The organism is Micromonospora aurantiaca ATCC 27029, assembly GCF_000145235.1.
In the GTDB taxonomy this organism is placed as follows: domain Bacteria; phylum Actinomycetota; class Actinomycetes; order Mycobacteriales; family Micromonosporaceae; genus Micromonospora; species Micromonospora aurantiaca.
Window position 1 is genome coordinate 591,951 of the sequence record NC_014391.1, and the last position, 22,343, is coordinate 614,293.

Annotated in this window: 21 protein-coding genes; 17 read left to right on the plus strand and 4 right to left on the minus strand. The window is 73.0% G+C overall.

What is annotated here, in order from left to right:
- Positions 1-186 precede the first annotated feature (186 nt).
- The 11 genes from MICAU_RS02970 to MICAU_RS03020 all read left to right on the plus strand — a co-directional run bounded on the left by MICAU_RS02970 (position 187) and on the right by MICAU_RS03020 (position 12,076).
- Positions 187-891, plus strand: coding sequence for a GAF and ANTAR domain-containing protein (locus MICAU_RS02970; RefSeq protein ID WP_013283799.1), 705 nt, complete (start codon positions 187-189; stop codon positions 889-891).
- A gap of 22 nt (positions 892-913) precedes the next feature.
- The gene (locus MICAU_RS02975) at positions 914-1,171 is read left to right on the plus strand and encodes a hypothetical protein (protein WP_013283800.1); all 258 of its coding nucleotides are present in this window, start codon (positions 914-916) and stop codon (positions 1,169-1,171) included.
- A gap of 184 nt (positions 1,172-1,355) precedes the next feature.
- Positions 1,356-1,445, plus strand: a complete 90-nt coding sequence (kdpF, locus tag MICAU_RS02980; RefSeq protein ID WP_018785775.1) for a K(+)-transporting ATPase subunit F — start codon at positions 1,356-1,358, stop codon at positions 1,443-1,445.
- A complete protein-coding gene (kdpA, locus tag MICAU_RS02985) occupies positions 1,445-3,100 on the plus strand; it encodes a potassium-transporting ATPase subunit KdpA (protein WP_013283801.1) in 1,656 nt (551 codons plus the stop codon). Before kdpF ends, kdpA begins: the two co-directional genes overlap by 1 nt.
- Before the next feature lie 20 nt (positions 3,101-3,120).
- Entirely contained in the window at positions 3,121-5,295 is a 2,175-nt protein-coding gene (gene kdpB, locus MICAU_RS02990; RefSeq protein WP_013283802.1) for a potassium-transporting ATPase subunit KdpB, read from the plus strand.
- Positions 5,295-6,176, plus strand: a complete 882-nt coding sequence (locus MICAU_RS02995; RefSeq protein WP_013283803.1) for a potassium-transporting ATPase subunit C — start codon at positions 5,295-5,297, stop codon at positions 6,174-6,176. Before kdpB ends, MICAU_RS02995 begins: the two co-directional genes overlap by 1 nt.
- A gap of 80 nt (positions 6,177-6,256) precedes the next feature.
- Positions 6,257-8,803 carry a sensor histidine kinase gene (locus tag MICAU_RS03000; protein ID WP_013283804.1) on the plus strand — a complete coding sequence of 849 codons (2,547 nt, stop codon included), beginning with the start codon at positions 6,257-6,259 and terminating at the stop codon, positions 8,801-8,803.
- On the plus strand, positions 8,800-9,480 hold the full coding sequence (locus MICAU_RS03005; RefSeq protein WP_013283805.1) for a response regulator: 681 nt from the start codon (positions 8,800-8,802) through the stop codon (positions 9,478-9,480). The genes MICAU_RS03000 and MICAU_RS03005 overlap by 4 nt, the downstream gene beginning before the upstream one ends.
- 58 nt (positions 9,481-9,538) lie before the next feature.
- The gene (locus tag MICAU_RS03010) at positions 9,539-10,645 is read left to right on the plus strand and encodes a magnesium and cobalt transport protein CorA (RefSeq protein ID WP_013283806.1); all 1,107 of its coding nucleotides are present in this window, start codon (positions 9,539-9,541) and stop codon (positions 10,643-10,645) included.
- Positions 10,646-10,735: 90 nt separating this feature from the next.
- Positions 10,736-11,695, plus strand: coding sequence for an ion transporter (locus MICAU_RS03015; RefSeq protein WP_013283807.1), 960 nt, complete (start codon positions 10,736-10,738; stop codon positions 11,693-11,695).
- 111 nt (positions 11,696-11,806) lie between these two features.
- The gene (locus MICAU_RS03020; RefSeq protein ID WP_013283808.1) at positions 11,807-12,076 is read left to right on the plus strand and encodes a GlsB/YeaQ/YmgE family stress response membrane protein; all 270 of its coding nucleotides are present in this window, start codon (positions 11,807-11,809) and stop codon (positions 12,074-12,076) included.
- Positions 12,077-12,145: 69 nt separating this feature from the next.
- Here MICAU_RS03020 and MICAU_RS03025 read toward each other — a convergent pair whose 3' ends face one another.
- The gene (locus MICAU_RS03025; protein WP_013283809.1) at positions 12,146-13,729 is read right to left on the minus strand and encodes a DUF4139 domain-containing protein; all 1,584 of its coding nucleotides are present in this window, start codon (positions 13,727-13,729) and stop codon (positions 12,146-12,148) included.
- A gap of 201 nt (positions 13,730-13,930) precedes the next feature.
- Between MICAU_RS03025 and MICAU_RS03030 the strand changes: the two genes are divergently transcribed.
- Positions 13,931-14,272 (plus strand): STAS domain-containing protein, encoded by a 342-nt coding sequence (locus tag MICAU_RS03030; RefSeq protein WP_230651205.1) that lies wholly within the window; start codon positions 13,931-13,933, stop codon positions 14,270-14,272.
- Here the strand turns inward: MICAU_RS03030 and MICAU_RS03035 are convergent.
- Positions 14,252-15,520, minus strand: a complete 1,269-nt coding sequence (locus tag MICAU_RS03035; protein ID WP_013283811.1) for a PP2C family protein-serine/threonine phosphatase — start codon at positions 15,518-15,520, stop codon at positions 14,252-14,254. The two genes, MICAU_RS03030 and MICAU_RS03035, sit on opposite strands and share 21 nt — an antisense overlap.
- Before the next feature lie 200 nt (positions 15,521-15,720).
- Between MICAU_RS03035 and MICAU_RS03040 the strand changes: the two genes are divergently transcribed.
- The 5 genes from MICAU_RS03040 to MICAU_RS03060 are packed head-to-tail and all read left to right on the plus strand — an operon-like array spanning position 15,721 to position 20,851.
- Positions 15,721-17,319 (plus strand): ABC transporter substrate-binding protein, encoded by a 1,599-nt coding sequence (locus tag MICAU_RS03040; protein WP_013283812.1) that lies wholly within the window; start codon positions 15,721-15,723, stop codon positions 17,317-17,319.
- Positions 17,316-18,320 carry an ABC transporter permease gene (locus MICAU_RS03045; RefSeq protein WP_013283813.1) on the plus strand — a complete coding sequence of 335 codons (1,005 nt, stop codon included), beginning with the start codon at positions 17,316-17,318 and terminating at the stop codon, positions 18,318-18,320. The genes MICAU_RS03040 and MICAU_RS03045 overlap by 4 nt, the downstream gene beginning before the upstream one ends.
- Positions 18,313-19,179 carry an ABC transporter permease gene (locus tag MICAU_RS03050; RefSeq protein ID WP_013283814.1) on the plus strand — a complete coding sequence of 289 codons (867 nt, stop codon included), beginning with the start codon at positions 18,313-18,315 and terminating at the stop codon, positions 19,177-19,179. The genes MICAU_RS03045 and MICAU_RS03050 overlap by 8 nt, the downstream gene beginning before the upstream one ends.
- Entirely contained in the window at positions 19,176-20,144 is a 969-nt protein-coding gene (locus tag MICAU_RS03055; RefSeq protein WP_013283815.1) for an ABC transporter ATP-binding protein, read from the plus strand. Before MICAU_RS03050 ends, MICAU_RS03055 begins: the two co-directional genes overlap by 4 nt.
- Positions 20,141-20,851, plus strand: coding sequence for an ABC transporter ATP-binding protein (locus MICAU_RS03060; RefSeq protein WP_013283816.1), 711 nt, complete (start codon positions 20,141-20,143; stop codon positions 20,849-20,851). Before MICAU_RS03055 ends, MICAU_RS03060 begins: the two co-directional genes overlap by 4 nt.
- 7 nt (positions 20,852-20,858) lie before the next feature.
- Here the strand turns inward: MICAU_RS03060 and MICAU_RS03065 are convergent, their stop codons facing one another.
- Positions 20,859-21,299 (minus strand): hypothetical protein, encoded by a 441-nt coding sequence (locus MICAU_RS03065; protein WP_013283817.1) that lies wholly within the window; start codon positions 21,297-21,299, stop codon positions 20,859-20,861.
- Positions 21,300-21,421: 122 nt separating this feature from the next.
- Positions 21,422-22,219, minus strand: coding sequence for a S1 family peptidase (locus MICAU_RS03070; protein WP_013283818.1), 798 nt, complete (start codon positions 22,217-22,219; stop codon positions 21,422-21,424).
- Positions 22,220-22,343 lie beyond the last annotated feature (124 nt).

Consider the following 22,343-nt stretch of genomic DNA (forward strand, 5'->3'; position numbering starts at 1 on the left):
CCTCACCGATTGAGGAAGCCCGCGGCGAGGCACGCCGCGAGCAGGGAGGGCACATGTCTTGACCCGTACCCGACGATACGTCGACCGGGTGGACATCGCAGCGTGGGAGGCGTTCGGACCCGCCCGTGCCGGGTACCGTCAGCGGAACGACAGACGCCGATGACCCCGCCAGGACAGGACACGAGGATGGAATCCGCCAGCATGGAACCCGCCGACGCCCTCGCGGAGCTGAGCCGGATCCGGCTCGACGAGGTGGCGCTCGACGACGTCCTGGCACGTGTCGCCGAACTGGCGAACCGGGCGGTCCCGGGCAGCGCGCACGTGTCCGTCTCCCTGGTGCAGGCGGGCGCGAACCGGGCCATCGCCTACACCAGCGACCTGGCCCGCAGCCTCGACGAGTGGCAGTACGCGCACGACGACGGCCCCTGCCTGGACGCCTCGATGAGCGCGGTGAGCATTTGCCTGCCCGATCTGGCCGACGAGCCGCGCTGGCCGGGCTGGGCCGCACGGGCCCGGGCGGCGGGCGTGCAGAGCTCGCTGTCGATCGGGTTGCCGATCCAGGAGGCGGTCACCGGGGCACTGAACATCCACGGCGGCGCGCCGCGCGCGTTCGACAAGTCGTCGATCGAGCTGGCGGAGGAGTTCGCGGCGTACGCGGCGGTGGCGCTCGCCAACGCGCACCTCTACGAGAGCACCGCGACGCTGGCCCGGCAGATGCAGGAGGCGATGCGCAGCCGGGCGGTGATCGAGCAGGCCAAGGGCATCATCATGGGCCAGCGGCGCTGCTCCGCCGAGGAGGCGTTCACGCTGCTCGCCAAGCTCTCCCAGGACTCCAACCGCAAGCTGCGCGAGGTGGCCGAGGCGCTCGTCTCCCGCGCCGCCGCCCGCTGAGGTCCGCGCCTCGCCGCTCGCGGTGGCCGACCTGCGCGCGGTCGCGGCGGTGGCCGCGCTGGGTGCGGCGGTCTTCGTCGGGTTCCTCGCGCACCGCTACGGCGAGCTGACCGGCCCGGGTGACGCCTGGTCCCGGGCCGTGCCGATCGGGTTCGCCGCGGTGCTCGGCGCCGGGTACCGGCACCTCCGGTCGATCGGCGTCGAGGCCCGTCCGGTGACCCGGATCACCGGCCGCGGAGGCGGCGTGAAAAGCGCGTCAAGAAACCGCGGCCGCGCGTGATGGTCGCGTCAAGACCCCTGTCCGTCCGGCGGATACGGCGCTGTGATTGCCCGGCGCGGCCGGGAGGCGGTCGCGAGGACATCTTCCGCTAGGAGAGATCAGCCGTGTCTGACGTGCTGTTCGTGTTGCTGACGGTGGGGCTGTTCGCGGCTCTCGCCCTCGTGGTGAGGGGCGTGGAGAAGCTGTGAGCGCCGTCAACGCCGTCGGCCTGGTGCTGGCGATCGGCCTGGGCGTGTTCCTGGTCGCCGCCCTGCTGTTCCCGGAGCGCTTCTGATGAGCATGACGACAGCCGGCGTGCTCTTCGTCCTGTCGCTGGTGGCGGCGCTCGTCGCCGTGCACCGGCTGTTCGGCGACTACATGCACCGCGTGGTCGCCGGAACCCGGTCGTCCCGGGTCGAGCGGGGGATCTACCGCCTGGTCGGGGTCAATCCGGTCGCCGAGCAGACCTGGGGCGTGTACGCGCGCTCGGTGCTGGCCTTCTCGGCCGTCTCCCTGCTGTTCCTGTACGCGTTCCAGCGCCTGCAGAACCACCTGTGGCTCTCGCTCGGACTCGACCCGGTGGTGCCGCACGGTGCTTGGAACACCGCTGTGTCGTTCGTGACCAACACGAACTGGCAGTGGTACTCGGGTGAGTCGACGATGGGCCACCTGGTGCAGATGGCCGGCCTGGCGGTGCAGAACTTCGTCTCGGCCGCCGTCGGCATCGCCGTGGCGGTGGCGCTGGTCCGGGGCTTCGCCCGCAGCCGCACCGGCGAGCTGGGCAACTTCTGGGTCGACCTGACCCGGGTCACGCTGCGGATCCTGCTGCCGATCGCGGTGCTCGGCGCGCTCGCCCTGATGCTCGGCGGCGTGGTGCAGAACCTGTCCGGCGGCACCGAGGTGACCACGCTGACCGGCGGCACCCAGACCGTCACCGGCGGGCCGGTGGCGAGCCAGGAGGTCATCAAGGAGCTGGGCACCAACGGCGGCGGCTTCTACAACGTCAACAGCGCCCACCCGTTCGAGAACCCGACCGCGTGGACGAACTGGCTGGAGATCTTCCTGATCCTGGTGATCCCGTTCAGCCTGCCCCGGGTCTTCGGCCGGATGGTGGGGCAGAAGCGGCAGGGCTACGCGATCGTCGCCGTCATGGCGATCCTGGCGCTCGCCGGCATCACCCTCACCAACGTCTTCGAGCTGACCGGCGACGGCACGGTGCCGCAGGCGGTCGGTGCGGCGCTGGAGGGCAAGGAGGTGCGCTTCGACGTGTCGAACTCGGCCACGTTCGCGGCGGCCACCACGCTCACCTCGACCGGCGCCGTCAACTCGTTCCACGACTCGTACACGGCGCTGGGCGGGATGATGACGCTCGGCAACATGATGCTCGGCGAGGTCGCCCCCGGTGGGGTCGGCGCCGGTCTGTACGGGCTGCTGATCCTCGCGGTGATCACGGTGTTCGTTGCCGGGCTGATGGTCGGGCGCACCCCGGAGTACCTGGGCAAGAAGATCGGCTCGCGCGAGATCAAGTTCGCCTCGATGTACTTCCTGATCACCCCGGCGCTGGTGCTCACCGGCACCGCCGCCGCGTTCGCCACCGGCAACGCCTCGACGGCGCTGAACGTCGGGCCGCACGGACTGTCCGAAGTGCTCTACGCGTTCACCTCGGCCAGCAACAACAACGGCTCCGCGTTCGCCGGCATCACCGTGAACACACAGTGGTGGAACACCGCGCTCGGGCTCTGCATGCTGCTCGGCCGGTTCCTGCCGATCATCTTCGTGCTCGCGCTGGCCGGCTCGCTGGCCCGCCAGCAACCCACACCCGCCTCCGAGGGCACCCTGCCGACCCACCGGCCGCTGTTCGTCGGCATGGTCGTCGGCGTCACGGTGGTCCTCGTCGCGCTCACCTTCCTTCCCGCACTCGCGCTCGGCCCGCTGGCCGAAGGGCTGTGACAACCATGAGAGACAAGGACATGACCGCACCTGTGCAGACCGCCGACGCGCCGGCTCCGGGCACGCCGGGCCGCCGGGAGGACCGGGTCGGCGGCGGACTGCTCGACCCTCGCCAGTTGCTCCGGTCGTTGCCGGAGGCGCTGCGCAAGCTCGACCCGCGCACCCTGTGGCGCAACCCGGTGATGCTGATCGTGGAGATCGGCGCGCTGTTTACCACTGTGCTCGCGGTCGCCGACCCGTCGGTCTTCGCGGTCGCGATCACCGTCTGGCTCTGGCTGACCGTGATCTTCGCGAACCTGGCCGAGGCGGTCGCCGAGGGACGCGGCAAGGCCCAGGCCGACACGCTGCGCCGGGCCAAGCAGGACACCATCGCCACCCGCCTGGTCGGCTGGACGCCCGGTGCCGCCGCGAACGCGTACCGGGACGAGGCGGTGCCCGCGCCGCAACTGCGGCAGGGTGACGTCGTCCTGGTCGAGGCCGGGCAGGTCATCCCCGGTGACGGCGACGTGGTGGAGGGCATCGCCAGCGTCGACGAGTCGGCGATCACCGGCGAGTCCGCCCCGGTGATCCGGGAGTCCGGCGGCGACCGCAGCGCGGTCACCGGCGGCACCCGGGTCCTCTCCGACCGGATCGTCGTCCGGATCACCCAGAAGCCGGGCGAGAGCTTCATCGACCGGATGATCGCGCTGGTCGAGGGCGCCAACCGGCAGAAGACGCCGAACGAGATCGCGCTGAACATCCTGCTGGCCGCGCTGACGATCATCTTCCTGCTCGCCGTCGTCACGCTCCAGCCCATGGCGATCTTCGCCAAGGGTTACCAGGCCGCCGCGCCCGACACCGCGGCGATCACCGACTCCGGCGTCACCGGCGTCGTCCTCGTGTCCCTGCTGGTCTGTCTCATCCCGACCACCATCGGCGCGCTGCTGTCCGCGATCGGCATCGCCGGCATGGACCGGCTCGTGCAGCGCAACGTGCTGGCGATGAGCGGCCGGGCGGTCGAGGCGGCGGGCGACGTCAACACGCTGCTGCTGGACAAGACCGGCACGATCACGCTCGGCAACCGGCAGGCCGCCGAGTTCCTGCCGGTGACCGGCGTGGACGCGGCCACGCTCGCCGACGCGGCGCAGCTGTCCAGCCTGGCCGACGAGACCCCCGAGGGCCGCTCGGTGGTGGTGCTCGCGAAGAACGAGTACGGGCTGCGCGAGCGCGAGCCCGGTCTCATCCCGCACGCCACGTTCGTGCCGTTCACCGCGCAGACCCGGATGAGCGGCGTCGACCTCGACGCCGACGGGGGCGTCCGGCACGTCCGCAAGGGCGCGGCCGCCGCGGTGATGAAGTGGGTACGCGACAACGGCGGCCACCCGACCGAACAGGTCGGTGAACTGGTCGACGGGATCAGCGGCACCGGCGGCACGCCGCTCGTGGTGGCCGAGCACGTGGCCGGGGAACCGGCCCGGGCGCTCGGCGTCATCCACCTCAAGGACGTGGTGAAGGCCGGGATGCGGGAGCGCTTCGACGAGATGCGCCGGATGGGCATCCGCACCGTGATGATCACCGGTGACAACCCGCGTACCGCGAAGGCGATCGCCGACGAGGCGGGCGTGGACGACTTCCTCGCCGAGGCCACGCCGGAGGACAAGCTCGCGCTGATCAAGAAGGAGCAGGAGGGCGGCCGGCTCGTCGCCATGACCGGCGACGGCACCAACGACGCGCCCGCGCTGGCCCAGGCGGACGTCGGCGTCGCCATGAACACCGGCACGTCGGCCGCGAAGGAGGCCGGCAACATGGTCGACCTCGACTCCGACCCGACCAAGCTGATCGAGATCGTGGAGATCGGCAAGCAGTTGCTGATCACCCGGGGTGCGCTGACGACGTTCAGCATCGCCAACGACATCGCGAAGTACTTCGCGATCATCCCGGCCATGTTCGCCGGCATCTACCCGTCGCTGGACCGGCTCAACATCATGCGCCTGGCCAGCCCAGAGTCGGCGATCCTCTCCGCCGTCGTCTTCAACGCGATGGTCATCGTGGCGTTGATCCCGCTGGCCCTGCGCGGCGTGCGTTACCGCCCGGCCAGCGCCTCGACGCTGCTGCGCCGCAACCTGTGGCTCTACGGCCTCGGCGGCATCGTGGTGCCGTTCGTCGGCATCAAGCTCATCGACCTGCTCGTCCAGTTCGTCCCGGGGATCTCGTGATGCGCCTTCCCAGTTGGCTCTCCCAGCACCTGGCCGCCCTGCGCGCGGTGCTCGTCTTCACCGTGCTGCTCGGCCTGGTCTACCCGCTCGCTCTGGTCGCCGTCGGCCGGCTCCCCGGCCTCGACGGCAGGGCGGACGGTTCACTGCTCACCGTCGGCGGCCGGACCGTCGGCAGCTTGCTGATCGGCCAGTCGTTCACCGACGCGGACGGCAACCCGGTCCCGCGCTACTTCCAGTCCCGCCCGTCGGCCGCCGGGGACGGCTACGACCCGACCGCCACCGCGGCGGGCAACCTCGGCCCGGAGAGCGTGGTGGACACGCTCACCGGCGACGAGGAGACGTCGGCGCACAGCCTGCTCACCCAGGTCTGCGCCCGCAGCAAGGCGGTCGGCGACCTCGACGGCGTGGACGGGCGGCGCCCGTACTGCACGCCGGACGGGGTGGGCGCGGTGCTCGCCGTGTTCCGCGCCGACGGCCTCACCGGCCCGATCACCCGCGTGGTCAGCGTCAACCAGGCCGCGCCCGCGACGCCGTTCGTCACCATCTGGCAGGGCGTGCCGGTGGAGGCGGCGCAGCCCGGCCACGACTACGTGGCCGAGGGCGGCATCGTCACCCCGGTACGCGGGGACGCCCCGGCGCGCCCGGCCGTACCGGCCGACGCGGTCACCGCCAGCGGCAGCGGCCTCGACCCGCACATCTCCCCGGCGTACGCCCGGATCCAGGTGGCCCGGGTGGCGCGGGAGCGCGGCGCGGACCCGGCGGCGGTACGGCGGCTGGTCGCCGAGCACACCACCGGCCGGGCGCTGGGCTTCATGGGCGAGCCCGGTGTGAACGTGCTGGAACTCAACCTGGCGCTGGACGAGGCGTTCCCGGCGCGCTGACGGAAGTGTTAAGAAGGGCCCCCTTCACCTCGCGAGGCGTTAACAGGGGGCCCTTCCTTCCACTCGGGGAGGATGGGGGCGTGGGCAGGGGTGAACTGCGGATCTATCTCGGTGCCGCTCCGGGCGTCGGGAAGACGTACGCCGTGCTCGAGGAGGCCCAGCGCCGGGCCGAGCGCGGCACCGACGTGGTGATCGGCCTGGTCGAGACGCACGGCCGCCGGCACACCGCCGAGATGGTCGGCGACCTGGAGGTGGTGCCGCGCCGGTCGATGACGTACCGGGGCGTCGAGTTCACCGAGATGGACCTGGACGCGGTGCTGGCCCGGCGGCCCGAGGTCGTCGTGGTGGACGAGCTGGCTCACACGAACGTGCCCGGCTCCCGCCACGAGAAGCGCTGGCAGGACGTGCAGGAGCTGCTCGACGCCGGGATCAGCGTGCTCTCCACTGTCAACGTGCAGCACCTGGAGTCACTGAACGACGTGGTCGCGCAGATCACCGGCACCACCCAGCGGGAGACGGTGCCGGACCAGGTGGTCCGGGCCGCCGAGCAGGTCGAGCTGGTGGACATGACGCCGGAGGCGCTGCGCCGCCGGATGGCGCACGGCAACATCTACCGGCCCGACAAGATCGACGCCGCGCTCGGCAACTACTTCCGGGTCGGCAACCTCACCGCGCTGCGCGAACTGGCGCTGCTCTGGCTGGCCGACAAGGTCGACGAGCAGCTCGACGCGTACCGGGCCCAGCAGGGCATCTCCGACACCTGGGAGGCGCGGGAACGGGTGGTGGTCGCGCTGACCGGCGGCCCCGAGGGCGAGACGCTGATCCGCCGGGCGGCCCGGATCGCCGCCCGCAGCAAGGGCGCCGACCTGCTCGCCGTGCACGTGGCCCGCAGCGACGGGCTCGCCGGCGCCGACCCGGCCCAGCTCGCCCGGCAGCGGGTGCTGGTGGAGAGCCTCGGCGGTACGTACCACCAGGTGCTCGGCACCGACATCCCGGCGGCGCTGCTGGACTTCGCCCGGGGCGTCAACGCCACCCAGCTCGTGCTCGGCGCGAGCCGCCGGGGCCGGTTCGCGCAGGTGTTCTCCCGGGGCGTCGGGGTGACCACCACCGCGCTGTCCGGCCCGATCGACGTGCACCTGGTCACCCACCCCGAGGCGGGGCGCGGGCGCCGGGGTACGTCGGTGCCCGCCGCGCTGTCCCGGCGGCGACGGCTGATCGGGTACGCGCTCGCGGTGCTCGGCATGCCGCTGCTCACGCTCGTGCTGCGGACGCTGCCCGATCTCACCCTGACGAACGACATCCTGCTGTTCCTCGCCGGTGTGGTGGGCGTGGCGCTCGTCGGCGGGCTGTGGCCCGCGCTGGTCGCCGCGCTCGGCGGTTCGCTGCTGCTCAACTGGTTCTTCACGCCGCCGTACCGGACGCTCACCATCGCCGAGGCGGACAACCTGCTCGCCCTGGGCGTGTTCGTCGGCGTCGCCATCGCGGTGAGCTGGGTGGTCGACGTGGCGGCCCGGCGTACCCGGGAGGCGGCCCGGGCCTCCGCCGACGCGCAGACCCTGGCCACCGTGGCGGGCAGCGTGCTGCGCGGCGAGCGGCCGCTGCCCGCGCTGCTGGACCGGCTGCGGGAGACGTTCGGGCTGCGCGCGGTGAGCGTGCTGGAGCTGACCGACGAGGCCGGCGGACGCCCGGCGCGCGCCCGGGGGGCGGACGCCTGGCGGGTGGTGGCGAGCGTCGGCGAGCGGCCGCCCGGTAGCCCGGGCGCGGGCGAGACGGTGGTGCCGGTCGACGACCGGCTCAGCGTGGTGCTCGCCGGCCGGCGGCTGGAGGCGGCCGACCGGCGGGTGGTCGAGGCGTTCGCCGCGCAGGCCGCCGTCGCGCTGCGCCAGGAACGGCTGGCCGAGGAGGCCGCCACCGCCCGTCCGCTCGCCGCCGCCGACCGGATGCGGACCGCGCTGCTCGCGGCGGTCAGCCACGATCTGCGTACGCCGCTGGCGTCGGCCAAGGCGGCGGTGAGCAGCCTGCGCAGCCACGACGTCGAGTTCGACGCGGACGACCGGGAGGAACTGCTCGCCACCGCCGACGAGTCGCTGGACCGGCTGGGCCGGCTGGTGGCGAACCTGCTCGACATGAGCCGGTTGCAGGCCGGCGCGCTGGGCGTGAGCGCCACAGCGATCGGGCTGGAGGACGCCGTACCCCTCGCGCTTGACGAGCTGGGCCCGGCGGCGGCCGAGGTGACCACCGACATCCCGGCCGACCTGCCGGCGGCGCTGGCCGACCCGGGCCTGCTGGAGCGGGTGCTGGTCAACATCGTGGCGAACGCGCTGCGGCACAGCCCGCCCGGCCGGCCGCCGGCGATCACCGGCAGCGCGCACGCCGGGCAGGTCGAGCTGCGGGTGATCGACACCGGCCCGGGCATCCCGGAGGACCAGTGGGAGCACGTCTTCCTGCCGTTCCAGCGCCTCGGCGACCGGGACAACCAGACCGGGGTGGGCCTGGGGCTGGCGCTGTCCCGGGGACTGGCCGAGGCGATGGGTGGCAGCATCACCCCGGAGACCACGCCCGGTGGCGGTCTCACCATGGTGCTGCGGCTGCCGGCCGCCACCCAGCCGGAGGGGCCGCAGGAATGACCCGGATCCTGGTCGTCGACGACGAGCCGCAGATCCTGCGCGCGCTGCGGATCAACCTGCGCGCCCGGGGCTACGACGTCGAGGTCGCAGGCAGCGGCGCCGCCGCGCTCAAGGCCGCCGCCGGGCACCCGCCGGACCTGGTGGTGCTCGACCTCGGCCTGCCCGACCTGGACGGCACCGACGTCATCCGGGGTCTGCGCGGCTGGACCGCCGTGCCGATCATCGTGCTGTCCGGACGGGCCGGCAGCGAGGACAAGGTGGCCGCGCTCGACGCGGGCGCCGACGACTACGTGACCAAGCCGTTCGGGGTGGACGAGCTGCTGGCCCGCATCCGCGCGGTGACCCGGCGGCTCGCCCCGGCCACGCCCGCCGTGCCCGCGCTGCGGATCGGCCACAACACCGTCGACCTGGCCGACCGGACGGTCACCCGGGACGACGGCGTCGAGGTCAAGCTCACCCCCACCCAGTGGGCCATGCTGGAGAAGCTGCTGCGCAACCCGGGCAAGCTGGTCAGCCAGCGCCAGTTGCTGCACGACGTGTGGGGGCCGGAGTACCACCACGAGACGAACTACCTGCGGCAGTACATGGCCCAGTTGCGGCGCAAGCTGGAGGACGACCCGGCCCGGCCCCGCCACCTGATCACCGAACCGGGCATGGGCTACCGCTACCGCCCCTGACGTTTGCGCGAGCGCGGGCGGGGGACTCGGCGACCCGGCCGAGCAGCGGGGGAGGGGCATGGCGGACAACCGGTCCTCGGAGGGGTTCGGCCGCCGCCTGGACGAGCACGCCATCGACGCGGGTGCGGCCGAGCCGGAGCGACCCGACGGGCTGGTCGACAGCGGCGTCTACGTCGGCGGCGTACGCCGGGCGTCGCCTGTCACCCTCGCCGACACGTTCCGCTGCCTGCAACACCTCGACGACGCGATGGCCTGGATCGGGCTGCGCCGGCCGGGCCGGGAGGAGGTCGCCTCGCTCGCCGCCGAGTTCCAGCTCCCCGACCTGGCCGTCGAGGACGCGATCAACGCCCACCAGCGCCCCAAGCTGGAACGCTACGGCGACACCTTGTTCGTGGTGCTGCGCGCCGCCCGCTACCTGGACGCCCGGGAGGCGGTCGAGTTCGCCGAGCTGCACCTGTTCCTCGGCCCCGGTTTCGTGATCACCGTGCGGCACGGCGGCACGCCGGACCTGGCCGGGGTACGGCGGCGGCTGGAGGCCGAACCCGAGGTGCTCGCGCTCGGCCCGGAGGCGGTGCTCTACGCCGTGCTCGACCGGGTGGTGGACGGCTACGCGCCGGTGGTGGCCGGGCTGGAGAACGACATCGACGAGATCGAGACCGAGGTGTTCGGCGGCGACCCGAACGCCAGCCGCCGCATCTACGAGCTGAGCCGCGAGGTGATCCAGTTCCAGCGGGCCGCCCGGCCGCTGCTGAAGGTGGTCGACGCGCTCACGCACGGCTTCGACAGGTACGGCACGGACGAGGAACTGCGCCGCCGGCTGCGCGACGTGGCCGACCACCTGACCCAGGTGGTGGAGCGGGTGGACGGGTTCCGGCACCTGCTCCAGAACATCCTCACAGTCAACGCCACACTGGTGTCGCAGGCGCAGAACGAGGAGATGCGCAGCCTGACCGCTGCCAGCTTCGAGCAGAACGAGGAGATCAAACGGGTCTCCGCGTGGGCGGCGATCCTGTTCGCACCCACCCTGATCGGCACCGTCTACGGGATGAACTTCACCCACATGCCGGAGCTGGACTGGCGGTACGGCTACCTGTTCGCGGTCACCCTGATGCTCGCCGTCTGCGGCGCGCTCTACCTGCTGTTCAAACGCCGCGGCTGGCTGTGAGCCGGCCGGGCGCCGGAGCAGTTCGCCGTCGGTGATCCACTAAAGTGTCCGGGTGGCTACCCCCTGTCGTCCGTGCGTCGTCCGGCTCTCGTGTGCCGGAGGGGAACGCTGATCGGGGACACGGTTCCGGCACCGCGCGGCGGGCGCCGGACCAGTGACGGAAAGCGCGGGCTGGCCGGCCACTGTGCCCGGATCGTCGCGTCCCGGCCGTTCGAGGTGGCCATCGTGGTGCTCATCATGGCCAACGGCGTGGTGCTGGGCATCGAGACGTACCCGAACCTCGGGGCCGCCGGGCCGGTGCTGCGGTGGACGGAGTGGATGTTCCGGGCGGTCTTCGTCGTGGAGATCACCATCCGGGTGCTCGCGTACGGCCGCCGCCCGCAGGACTTCTTCCGGCACGGCTGGAACGTCTTCGACCTGCTGGTGACAGCAGCCATATTCGTCCCGGGCCTGCACGGCGACTCGGCTGTGCTGCGGTTCATCCGGGTCGCCCGGGTGCTGCGCCTCGTGCGCTTCTCACCCGGCCTGCGGACCATCGTCGCGGCGCTGTGGCGCAGCCTCCCAGGCGTCGCGGGTTTCCTCGCGCTCGCCGCCGTCACGCTCTACGTGTACGGCATGGCGGGCTGGCTGATCTTCGGCGACCGCTACCCCGAGCAGTACGGCGACATCGGCCGCTCGCTCGTCACGCTGTTCGTGCTGCTGTCCCTGGAGACGCTGCCGGACCTGCTGGAACAGGGTCTGGAGGTGTCGCCGTGGACGCTGCTCTACTACGTCAGCTTCGTGATGATCGCGGTCAACCTCCTGCTGAACATCCTCATCGCCGTCATCGTCAACTCGATGGAGGAGGCGCGCCGGCTGGAGATGACCGAGGGGCTGGCCTCCGACTACGACTCCGACGGGGACGGGATACCGGACGAGGTGGACCGGATCGCGATCAGCCAGCGACTGGACGACCTGCGGATGGTGATCGCCGAGTTGGAGCGGGAACTGCGCATCGACCGGGAGGAGCCGCCCGGCGCGCCGCGCCGCCGCCAGCCCTCGGACCACTGATCAGGGACGGTCATGACAGTTCCGTGACGAACGCGGCTCCCGGGTTTGGCCGGCTGGTTGATCGGGGCAACCAGCCAGACGCCAACACATCTGAGGGAAGGGACGCCTCTCGTGGAGATCACGGGCTTCTTCACCGCGCTCATCATCGGTCTCGTCATCGGTGCGCTCGGGCGCCTGGTGGTGCCGGGCAAGCAGAACATCCCGATCTGGCTGACCCTGCTCATCGGTGTGGTCGCCGCGTTCGTCGGCACGCTGGTGGCCGGCGCGTTCGGCGTCGACGACACCCCCGGCATCGACTGGATCGAGCTGTTGCTCCAGGTCGGCTTCGCCGCCATCGGCGTCGCCGTCTTCGCCGGCCTCTACGGCCGCCGCCGCATCTGAGGACCGAAGGAAGGGCCCCTTCTTAACGCATCGCGCATAAGAAGGGGCCCTTCTTAACGTGTGCGCCGGCTACTCCCGCCAGCCGGTCAGCTCGACGCCCTTGGCCAGCTCCACCCGGAAGCCGAGGGCGATCTCGCCGCTCTCACCAGGTGCCAGTGACAGCCGCCAGGTCAGCTCACCCAGCTCCGTACGCTCGGCCGGCGGCGGCGTCAGCGCGGTCTCGCGTACCACCACCGCCTCGTCCCGGGACACCGGCAGCTGGTCCTGGACCTCCACAGTGGCCGGCCGGGGCGTGTGGTTCGCCACAGTGATCCGGTACTCCACCTCCCGCCGCCGCGTCGACCCGAGCGTGGCCTTGCTCTCGGTGCGCCGGGACAGCTTCCGCTCCACCCGCAGCCGGTCGTCGATCCCGAGCGCCAGCTCGGTCTCCTCGCCCGGCGCCCACGTCTTCAGCCGCGTCGCCGCCACGAAATCGGCGCCGTGGAAGACCGACGCCGGGCCGGGCAGCAGCGTGTGGTCCGACGAGTTGCGGACCGTGGCCCGCAGGTGCGCCTCGGCGGCACGCACCGGCACGCTCACGTGGTCCAGCCGGGCCGGCAGCTCCAGCACCGCGATCGTCACCCGGTGCGCGCTGCCGTCCGCGGGCACCGCCACCGGCCGCGCGGGACGGTAGGTAGCCGCCGTCACGCCCTGCTCCACCTCGGCGACGCTCTCCCGCACCGCCGGCGCCGCGGCCCGTGCCGCGCGGGGACGGCCCGCCGGTGCCGCGCCGGGCGCCGGGGGCGGCACCACGCCGCCGAACGACGCGGCCGACACGGCCATCGGCGGCTCCGGCCGGAGCCGGTCGAGATACCAGGGCGACAATTCGGGTACGCCGCTCGCCGCCGCCGGACGGGCCGTGGAGAGCTGGAGTTCGCACTCCGGCCAGTCCTCCCCGGTGCCCTGGCTGACCAGCCCGAACCAGGTGACAGTCATGGTGTCCTCGACCAGCCGCAGGTCGTAGGAGGGCGTCCAGCGGGCGCCGTCCACCAGATATGTCAGCTCCAGCTCCACCTCGGTGTCGTCGGCGTCCACCGAGACGGACACCTCGGCGGCCAGCCGGTCCGGCTCCCGCTTGCCGCGCGCCGCGTCCAGTTCCCGGTCGACGGCGGCCAGCTCCTCGGCCAGCTCGGTGCGCCGCCGGGCCAGCCCGCGCCGCCGGGCCCGCGACTCGGTGAGCTGACCGGACACCGAGTCGGTGAAGGCCGCGACGTCGGCCGGGGCCGCGTCGCCCGCGGCCAGCGCCCGGGCGTACGTGCCACCGGCCCGCTCGGCGAGCCGGGTGAGGAACTCGCCGCGCTGTTCCTCGACCGCGTCGGTGTCACCGACCTCGGCCAGCTCGTCCGCCAGTTCCCACCGCCGCCGTTCCAGCTCGACCACCTGGGCGTCGGTGCTGCGGGGTTGCCGCCACGCGGTCACGTCCACCCCGAGTACGGTCACCGCGCCCCGGCCACCCACCCGGATCGAGTCCCGGCGCAGGCCCAGCGGGAGCGGGGCGACGCGTACCCGGTGGTCGCCCGCGGCCAGCCGGACGCCGCCGCGGCGGGTGACCCGGGCGCGGTCCGGGTAGACGGTCACGCCGACGACGGGCGCATCGATCTCCACAGTGTCCACGGCGGCGAGGGTAGTTCAGGCGCGCCCGCGGCGGGGCTGCCGTAGAGCGGATACGCGGTAGCGCGCACTGAGGTGTCCTCCACCACTTCGCGGGTAGGCCGCTGAACCGCCGCGCACCTACGGGAGGCGATCAGGGCGGATTTCTGGCACGGTGTCGGGTAGCGACGGGTGTGCGGTGGAGGGGGAGTGGTGGAGTTCTCGGTGACGACCAGACAGGGGCGTGTCGGCCCGGTGATCGAGGTCGCCGGCGACCTGGACATGGCCAGCGCACCGACGTTGCGTGACCGGTTGCTCGAGGTGGTGGAGACCGGCGCCCGGACGGTGGTCGTCGACCTGACCCAGGTCGGATTCGTGGACTCCAGCGGCCTTGGCGCGCTCGTGCTCGTCTACAAGAACCTGCGGGAGCGCGACGGCTGGCTCGGTCTGGCCGTCGTCCGCCAGTCGATCCGCAACGTCTTCTCGATCACCTCGGTGGACCGCGTCATCCCGCTCTTCGGCACGGTGCGTGACGCCGAGGACGGTTCACCGGCGGCGGTGCGCTGAGCGCTCCTCGTCCGGGCTGACGCGGGCGGTGTCGGCACCGGCGGTGCTGCGCCGCGGCCCGTGGTCGCCGTACCAGTCGACGACGAGCAGCGTGGCGTCGTCGGTCAGAGCCGGCCCGGCGATCTCCAGCACCGCGTCGGACAGCGCCCGGACCGCCTCACGGGGATGCAGGTGGGAGAGGCGGAGCAGGGCGGCGGGCAGGTCGAGGTCGGCGGCGTTGCGGTCGCGCATGCCGTCGGTGACCACCACCAGCCGGTCGCCGGGTAGCAGTGGCAGCTCCCCGCTGCGGTAGCTCTCGCCGGGGAACATCCCGAACGGGAAGTTGCCCGGCAGGTCCACCGGTACGACCCGGCCGTCCCGGACCAGCATCGGTGGGACGTGCCCGGCGTTCACCAGTTCGCAGCGTCCCGTGGTCAGGTCGATGCGGCCCAGCACGGCGGTGACGTACGCGCCGCGTACGTTCGCGTTCTCCGCGACGGCCCGGTTGGCCTCCTCGGCCTGGGCGACCAGGCCGGCGCCACGGCGGCGGCTGTTGCGCAGGCTGCCCACGCCGAGGGTGGCGGTGAGCGCGCTCGCCACGCCGTGGCCCATCGCGTCGGTGACGCTGAGGTGCAGCAGGTCCCGGGCCAGGCTGTAGTCGAAGGTGTCGCCGCCGACGCTCGCGGCGGGTTCCAGCCAGCCGGAGAGGGCGAAGGCGCCGGCCTCGCAGGTGAACGAGGCGGGCAGCAGGCGGCGCTGGATCTCGGCGGAGAGGCTGAACGGGGTGGTGCGCTGTCCCCACTCGAACAGGTCGGTGTGCCTGCGGTTGGCGATGACCACGAACGCCAGCGCGTGCGCGGTACGGGCGACCCAGTTCACCACGTCGCCGTCCGGCTCGTCGGGCAGCTCGATCTCCAGCAGGCCGATCGCCTCACCGCGGTCGGTGACCGGCGCCAGCACGGTCCACGTGCCGTCGCGGCGGATGACCTCGGGCGCCTGCTGGCGGAGTGCGCGTTCGTAGGGCCCGCCGTCGAACGGGAGCACCTCGGCGTCCTCCTCGCCGTGACGCCGGCCGGTACCGCCGCCGACCGGCTGGTGCGTCAGCCGGACCAGCGCACGGCCGCTGAGGTCGGCGATCAGCAGCGAGACGCCGCGCGCGTTCAGCGCCGTGGCGATGACGCCGGTGACGGCCTCGACCGCCTGCACCGGGGCGGCGTCCTCGGCCGACTGCAACATCCCGGCCAGCACCGCCTGCTCACTGTCCTTCACTCCCCGAGCATATTCAGCGCGCCGGACGTCCGCCTGGCGAGCGACACCGGGGGGCGGGTCGCCGTCATCGACCAGAGGTTATTGCATATAGTTGGCAACTACCGAATAGTGGCGGTAGTGGGCGCTCCGGCACGCGATGATCGATCCTCGCCGGAGCGCCCGCCCGCTGCCACCCGCAGACGAGTGTTCGAGGGGTTGCCGTGGCGATCAGACCCAAGCCCGTACGCGTGGCCGCGGTGCTCGCCGCCGCCCTGCTCGCCGCCGCCGGTTGCTCGTCGCCCACGGCGTCGACAGGCGGCCCGAAGGGCGCGGACACGCTCGTGGTCGCCACCGCGGGCGAGCCGGACACGCTCAACCCGGTGCTCAACTACGGCGTCGACGGCGCATCGCTGATCTTCGACGGGCTGGTCGCCCGGGACGCCCGCAACGAGCTGGTGCCCGCACTGGCCCGTGAACTGCCTGCTGTCTCGGCGGACGGGAAGACAGTCACCGCGAAGCTGCGCGAGGGTGTGCTGTTCCACGACGGCAGCCCGCTGACCGCCCAGGACGTGGTGTTCACCTACCAGGCGGTGCTCGACCCGGGAGTCGACTCCACGCTGCGGTCCGATCTGGACATGCTCGCCTCCGTCACCGCGCCCGACCCGGCGACGGTCGTGTTCACCCTGAAGTACGCGTACGCGCCGTTCCTGCAACGGCTGGCGCTGGGGATCGTCCCGGCGAAGGCGTTCGCCGGGCAGGACGTCAACAAGGCCGCGTTCAACCGTAAGCCGGTCGGCACCGGCCCGTACCGGTTCACCTCCTGGACACCCGGTGACCGGCTCGTGCTCGCGGCCAACGAGACGTACTGGGGTGGCGAGCCGGCGAACTCCGGCGTGGTGGTGGCGTTCGTCGCCGACGACAACGTCCGGGCCCAGCGGATGCGGGCCGGCGAGTTCGACGCGGCGGAGCTGGCACCGAAGCTCGCGTCCGGGTTCGAGGGCCGGGACGGCTACCGGGTGCAGAAGGTGCCGACCGCCGACTACCGGGGCGTCATGCTGCCGATGGGCAACCCGGTCACCGGCGACCTCGCGATCCGGAAGGCGCTGAACGTCGCGGTGGACCGGCAGGCCATGGTGACAGGCGTGCTCGGCGGCGCGGGCGAACCCGCGTTCGGCCCGGTGCCGCCCACGTCGGAATACGCCGAGCCGTCGATCGCCGGCAGGCCCGCCGCCGACACCGCCGCGGCGACCGCCGCGCTGGACGCCGCCGGGTGGAAGCCCGGCCCGGACGGCATCCGGGTGAAGGACGGGCGGCCGGCCGCGTTCGCGCTCATGTACCCGGCCACCGACAGCCTGCGCAAGGAACTGGCCCTGGCCGTCACCGCCGATGCGAAGAAGGTCGGCATCACTGTCACGCCGGAGGGCCTGACCTGGGACGCGATCACCCCGCGGATGGGTGACGACGCGCTGATGATGGGCTACGGCACGCCGTACGACCCGGACTTCGTCTCGTACAAGCTGTTCAGCTCGGCCTTCGCCGGGCAGGGCTTCTTCAACCCCGGTTCGTACCGCTCGGCTGTCACCGACGCCGCGTTGCAGGAGGGCCGGGACAACGCCGACCCGGCCGCCCGTAAGGCCGCGTACGCCACGTTCCAGAAGCAGCTCGCCGCCGACGTGCCGTGGGTGTTCCTCACCTATCTCCGGCACACCTACGTGCTGAAGGACGCCGTGACCGGGGTGACGCCGCGGGTCGAGCCGCACGAGCACGACGTCGCCAACAGCATCTGGTGGAACGTGCACACCTGGACGAAGAAGCCGTGACGGCGCCCGTGACCGGCCGGCGGCGACTGGCCGGGGCGGGCGTCGTGGTCCGGCGGCGGCTGCTGGTGGCGGTACCGGTGCTGGCCGCCACCAGCATGGGCATGTTCGCCCTCGGCGCCGCCTCCCCGATCGACCCGGCACAGCAGTACGCGGGCGCGGCGGCGTTCACCACGAGTGAGGAGAACCTGGCGCAGATCCGCGCCAACTGGGGCGTCGACGACCCGCTGCCGGTGCAGTACGCCCGCTGGATCGGCAACCTGCTGCGCGGCGACCTGGGCTGGTCGACGAGCCGGCACGAGCCGGTCACCTCGGTGCTCGCGTCCCGGGCCGGCTGGACGTTGCTGCTCGTCGGCACCGCGCTGGCCCTGGTGCTGGTGGCGAGCGTGCTGCTGGGCACGCTGGCCGCGTACCGGCGCGGTGGCTGGTTCGACAGGGTGCTGCGCGCCGTCGCGTACGCCGTGCAGTCGATGCCGGTGTTCTGGATCGGCCTCGCGGCGATCGCCGTGTTCGCCCTCAGCCTCGGGTGGCTGCCCGCCGGCGGGCTCACCGACATCACCGCCACCGGCACCGACCCGGCCGACGTGGCCCGGCACCTGGTGCTCCCGGTGACGGTGCTGGCGATCTCCCAGGCGCCGTGGTTCGTGCTGTTCGTCCGCGACGCGGTCGCCGAGAGCCTGCGCGACGACCACGTCCTGGCCGCCCGCGCCCGAGGGCTCCCCGGCCGGGTCGTCCTGTTCGGACACGCGCTGCGGACCGCGCTGCTGCCGTTCCTCACCCTGGTCGGCACGCACCTGCCCGAACTCGTCGGCGGCGCGGTCCTGGTGGAGACCGTGTTCTCCCTGCCCGGCCTCGGCGCGGTCACCGTCGAGGCCGCGCTGGGCGCCGACTTCCCGCTGCTCGCGGCCACGACGCTGGCCACCACCGTCGTGGTGCTGACCGCGAACCTGGTCACCGACCTCGCCTACGCCGCCGCCGACCCCCGGGTACGCCTCGATGACTGACCTCGCCCTCCCTGCGCGCGTCCGGCGCCTGCGCCTCCCCGGCGGCGTCGGCACGACTGTCGCCGTCGTCGTGCTCGCCGGTGTCGTCGCCGCCGCGCTTCTCGCCCCGGTCCTGTGGCCGCTCGACCAGAGCGCCGTCGACCTCTCCCGTACCCGGCTCGCGCCCTCGCCGGAGAACCTGGCCGGCACCGACGACCTCGGCCGCGACGTGGCTCTGCGCAGCCTCTACGGCCTGCGCGTCTCGCTGCTCGTCGGCGCGGTCGCCGCGCTCGTCGCGGCGGTCATCGGCGGCCTGGTCGGCGCCGTCGCCGGCAGCGTCGGCGGCTGGGTCGACCGGGCGCTCATGCGCGTCGTGGACACCGTCGCCGCGCTGCCGCACCTGCTGCTGGGCATCTTCATCGTGGCGATGCTGCGTCCCAGCCTCGGCGCGGTGATCGCGTCCATCGCGTTGACGCACTGGCTGTCCACCGCCCGGATCGTCCGCTCCGAGCTGCTCAGCCTGCGCAACCGGCCGTTCGTGGACGCCGCGATCTCCGGCGGCGCGGGGCGTGTCCGGGTGCTCACCCGGCACCTGCTGCCGCACGTGCTGCCGCGCCTGGCGCTGGCGACCACGCTCATGGTGCCGCACGCCGTCTGGCACGAGACCGCGCTGTCGTTCCTCGGCCTCGGCCTGCCGCCGCACCTGGCCTCGATCGGCAACATGATCAACGACGGGCAGCGGTCACTGCTCACCGGCGCCTGGTGGGCCAGCATCGTCCCCGGCCTCCTGCTGGTGGCGGCCACGCTGGCGCTCGCCGTGCTCACCGGCCGCTGGCGTGACCGCCTCGACCCGCGCGTACGAGCGGAGCTGCACCTGTGACCGCCCCGGCGCTGCTGACCGTCGACGGGCTGACCGTCCGTTTCCGGCTGCGCGACGCGGTCGTGCACGCCGTCACCGACCTGAGCCTCACGCTGCGGCCCGGCGAGCTGCTCGCAGTGGTCGGTGAGTCCGGGTGCGGCAAGTCCGTCCTCGCGCACGCCCTGCTCGGCCTGCTGCCGCGCAACGCCACCGTCACCGGGCAGGCCCGCCTGCACGCGCCGGGACGCGAGGAGGCCGACCTGATCGGCGCGGGGGAGCGGCACCTCGCCCGGCACGTACGCGGCCGGGGCCTGGGCCTCGTCCCGCAGAGCCCCGCCACCGCGCTCACCCCGGTGCGTACCGGGCGGAAGCTGCTGGAGGAGACGCTGCGCGCCCACGGACACAGCCGCCGCGACGCGCCGGCCGCCGCCGCCCGGATCGCCGCCGACGTGGGTCTCGACCCGGCCGACCTGAACCGGTACCCGCACGAGCTGTCCGGCGGCATGGCCCAGCGGCTCGCCACCGCGCTCGCCCTCGCGCCCGACCCGCCGATGCTGCTCGCCGACGAACCCACCACCGGCCTCGACCGGCCGCTCGTCGACCACACGCTGGACCTGCTGCGCCGCCGCTGCGACACCGGCGCCGCCGTCCTGCTCATCACGCACGACCTGACCGCCGCGCGCCGCGTCGCGGACACCGTCGCCGTGATGTACGCCAGCCGCATCGTCGAACACCGCCCGGCCGGGGCGCTGTTCGACGACCCGGCCCACCCGTACACCGCCGGTCTGCTCGACGCGCTGCCCGACCGCGCCTTCGTTCCGGTACCCGGCCACCCGCCTGCGCTCACCGACCTGCCCGGCGGCTGCGCCTTCGCCCCGCGCTGCGCCCGCGCCACCGACACCTGCGACGCCCTGCCCCGCCTCGCCGCCGACGGCGAGGGCCGGGTCGCCTGCCACCACCCGCTGCGCGAGGAGGTACCGGCATGACGCTCACGGTTCCCGGCGCCACCGACGCCGCCGCCCCGGGCGCCGCGCCGGCCGCCGGGCTCGCCGCGCACCAGGTCTGCGTCGCGTACGGCGGGCAGCGCGTCCTCGACCGGGTCGACCTGCACGTCGCCCCGGGCGAGACGGTCGGACTGCGCGGCCCCTCGGGCAGCGGCAAGTCCACTCTGGCCCGCGTCCTCGCCCTGCTGCACGCCCCGGACGGCGGTCACGTCACGATCGACGGTCAACCGCTCGGCGGCGTCCGCCACCGCCTGCCGGCGCACCTGCGCACCCGCGTCGCGATCCTGTTCCAGAGCCCGCGCGCCGCCACCGACCCGCGGCTCAGCCTCGCCGACATCATCGCCGAGCCGCTACGCGCCACCGGCACATCACGCGAGCAGGCGGCCGCCCGTACGGCGGAACTGGCCGACCTGGTCGGCCTCACCGCCGACCTGCTGACCCGCCGGCCGCACGCGGTGAGCGACGGGCAACTGCAACGCGCCTGCCTGGCCCGCGCCCTGGTGCATCGGCCGGACTACCTGCTCTGCGACGAGGCCACCGCGATGCTCGACGCCTCCACCCAGGCGCACGTCGCCGCCGTCGTCACCGACTACCAGCGCGGGCAGGGAGCCGGGGTCCTGGTCATCACCCACGACCCGGCGCTGATGGCCCGCTGGGCCACCCGGGTGGTGGACCTGCCGGCGGCGTGACGTCGCGTCACTCCTGCACCGGGCGGCGTACGACGCCCAGCGCCCCGGCGACGACGGCCCCGAATCCGACGGCCATGAGCGGCATTCCCATCCCGAAGGGCAGCTCACCGACCCAGTTGATGCTGTCGCGCTCCGGCAGCGCGCCCAGGCTCACCGCGACCACCGCACCGGCGAGGAACATCCCGGCCACCGCTGCGCCGACCGCGAGCTTGGCGCACGCCACGCTCCGCCCGGCCCAGAGACCGGCGAGGAGGGCGACCACCAGGGACACCACGACCAGCCAGGTCCAACCGCCCTCGGCCTCCAGGTAGGCCCAGCCCGAGTACGACCACTGATGGAGGCGGCTGGCGCGGAACCACGGGATCAGGTAGCCGAACAGCGCGGCGGCGCTGCCGGCTAGGAGCAGCGCGTCGGGGGCGGGGCGGTACCAGCGAGGGGAGTCGTCCATGCGTCCGGAAGGTAGCAGTCACCCTCATCCACGTGCACAGGCGACGGTGCCGCGGACCGGCCGTACGGACGTGGCGGTGACCCGGCCGCTGCGCCGCGACCGGGCCACCGCGCCCCGCGCTGTCAGCCGCCCAGACTCGCGGCGGCGGACTGGATCGCCGAGGCGAACGTGCTGACCTGGGTGTAGACGCCGGGGTAGTTGGGGCGGGCGCAGCCGTTGCCCCAGCTCACGATGCCCACCTGAATCCAGGCGTTGGCGGCGTCCCGGCGGAACATCGGGCCACCCGAGTCACCCTGGCAGGTGTCGACACCGCCGCTGGCGTACCCGGCGCAGATCTCCTCGCCCGGAATGACGTCACCGCCGTAGTAGCGGTTGCAGGTGGTGTCGTCGACGAACGGCACGCTGGCCTTGAGCAGGTAGCGCTGCTGTGCGCCGCCCTCCCGCGCGGCGCCCCAGCCGGCCACCGTGAAGGTGCCGTTGTCGTACGCCGTGCTGGTCGCGATCTTGAGCGTGGCGAGCGAGGTGACCGGGGAGGCGAGCCGGATCAGCGCCCAGTCGTCGCCGTTGCCGTTGTAACCGGGGGCGCGGTAGACGTAGTTGGAGCGGACCTGGATCCGGCTGGAGGACTGGAGGTCCACCACGCCCAGGGTGGCGGTGATGCTGGTGTTGGCGCCGGTGCGGCCGACGCAGTGCGCGGCGGTGAGGACCAGTCGCGGGCTGTAGAGCGCACCGCCGCAGCCCATCGAGAGCCGGACCATGAACGGGAACTCGCCCTGCGCGGCCCGGGTGCCGCCGACGACGTACGGCGTCATGTCCCCGGCCGGGGCCGCCGTGGCCGGCGCGGTCACGGCGACCGCTCCCGCGGTGACCACTGCCAACACGGCCGCCATCCGGCCGAGGAATCTACGCCAACGGACCATGGTCCCTCCCGACATCGACTGTGTGCCGCCCGGCCAGGCCGCACTCGAGGTGGCAGGAGCTTATGGACGTTCATCGATGAACTGCAATGGATGTGGGCATCCCGTCTGTGTCATACGCCGCGCG

Excerpts from the sequence above, each read along its gene's own strand:
- MICAU_RS02970 (WP_013283799.1), top strand. The coding sequence starts at position 187 with ATGGAATCCGCCAGCATGGAACCCGCCGACGCCCTCGCGGAGCTGAGC.
- kdpA (WP_013283801.1), top strand. The coding sequence starts at position 1,445 with ATGAGCATGACGACAGCCGGCGTGCTCTTCGTCCTGTCGCTGGTGGCG.
- kdpB (WP_013283802.1), top strand. The coding sequence starts at position 3,121 with ATGACCGCACCTGTGCAGACCGCCGACGCGCCGGCTCCGGGCACGCCG.
- MICAU_RS02995 (WP_013283803.1), top strand. The coding sequence starts at position 5,295 with ATGCGCCTTCCCAGTTGGCTCTCCCAGCACCTGGCCGCCCTGCGCGCG.
- MICAU_RS03005 (WP_013283805.1), top strand. The coding sequence starts at position 8,800 with ATGACCCGGATCCTGGTCGTCGACGACGAGCCGCAGATCCTGCGCGCG.
- MICAU_RS03010 (WP_013283806.1), top strand. The coding sequence starts at position 9,539 with ATGGCGGACAACCGGTCCTCGGAGGGGTTCGGCCGCCGCCTGGACGAG.
- MICAU_RS03050 (WP_013283814.1), top strand. The coding sequence starts at position 18,313 with ATGACTGACCTCGCCCTCCCTGCGCGCGTCCGGCGCCTGCGCCTCCCC.
- MICAU_RS03060 (WP_013283816.1), top strand. The coding sequence starts at position 20,141 with ATGACGCTCACGGTTCCCGGCGCCACCGACGCCGCCGCCCCGGGCGCC.
- MICAU_RS03065 (WP_013283817.1), bottom strand. The coding sequence starts at position 21,299 with ATGGACGACTCCCCTCGCTGGTACCGCCCCGCCCCCGACGCGCTGCTC.
- MICAU_RS03070 (WP_013283818.1), bottom strand. The coding sequence starts at position 22,219 with ATGGTCCGTTGGCGTAGATTCCTCGGCCGGATGGCGGCCGTGTTGGCA.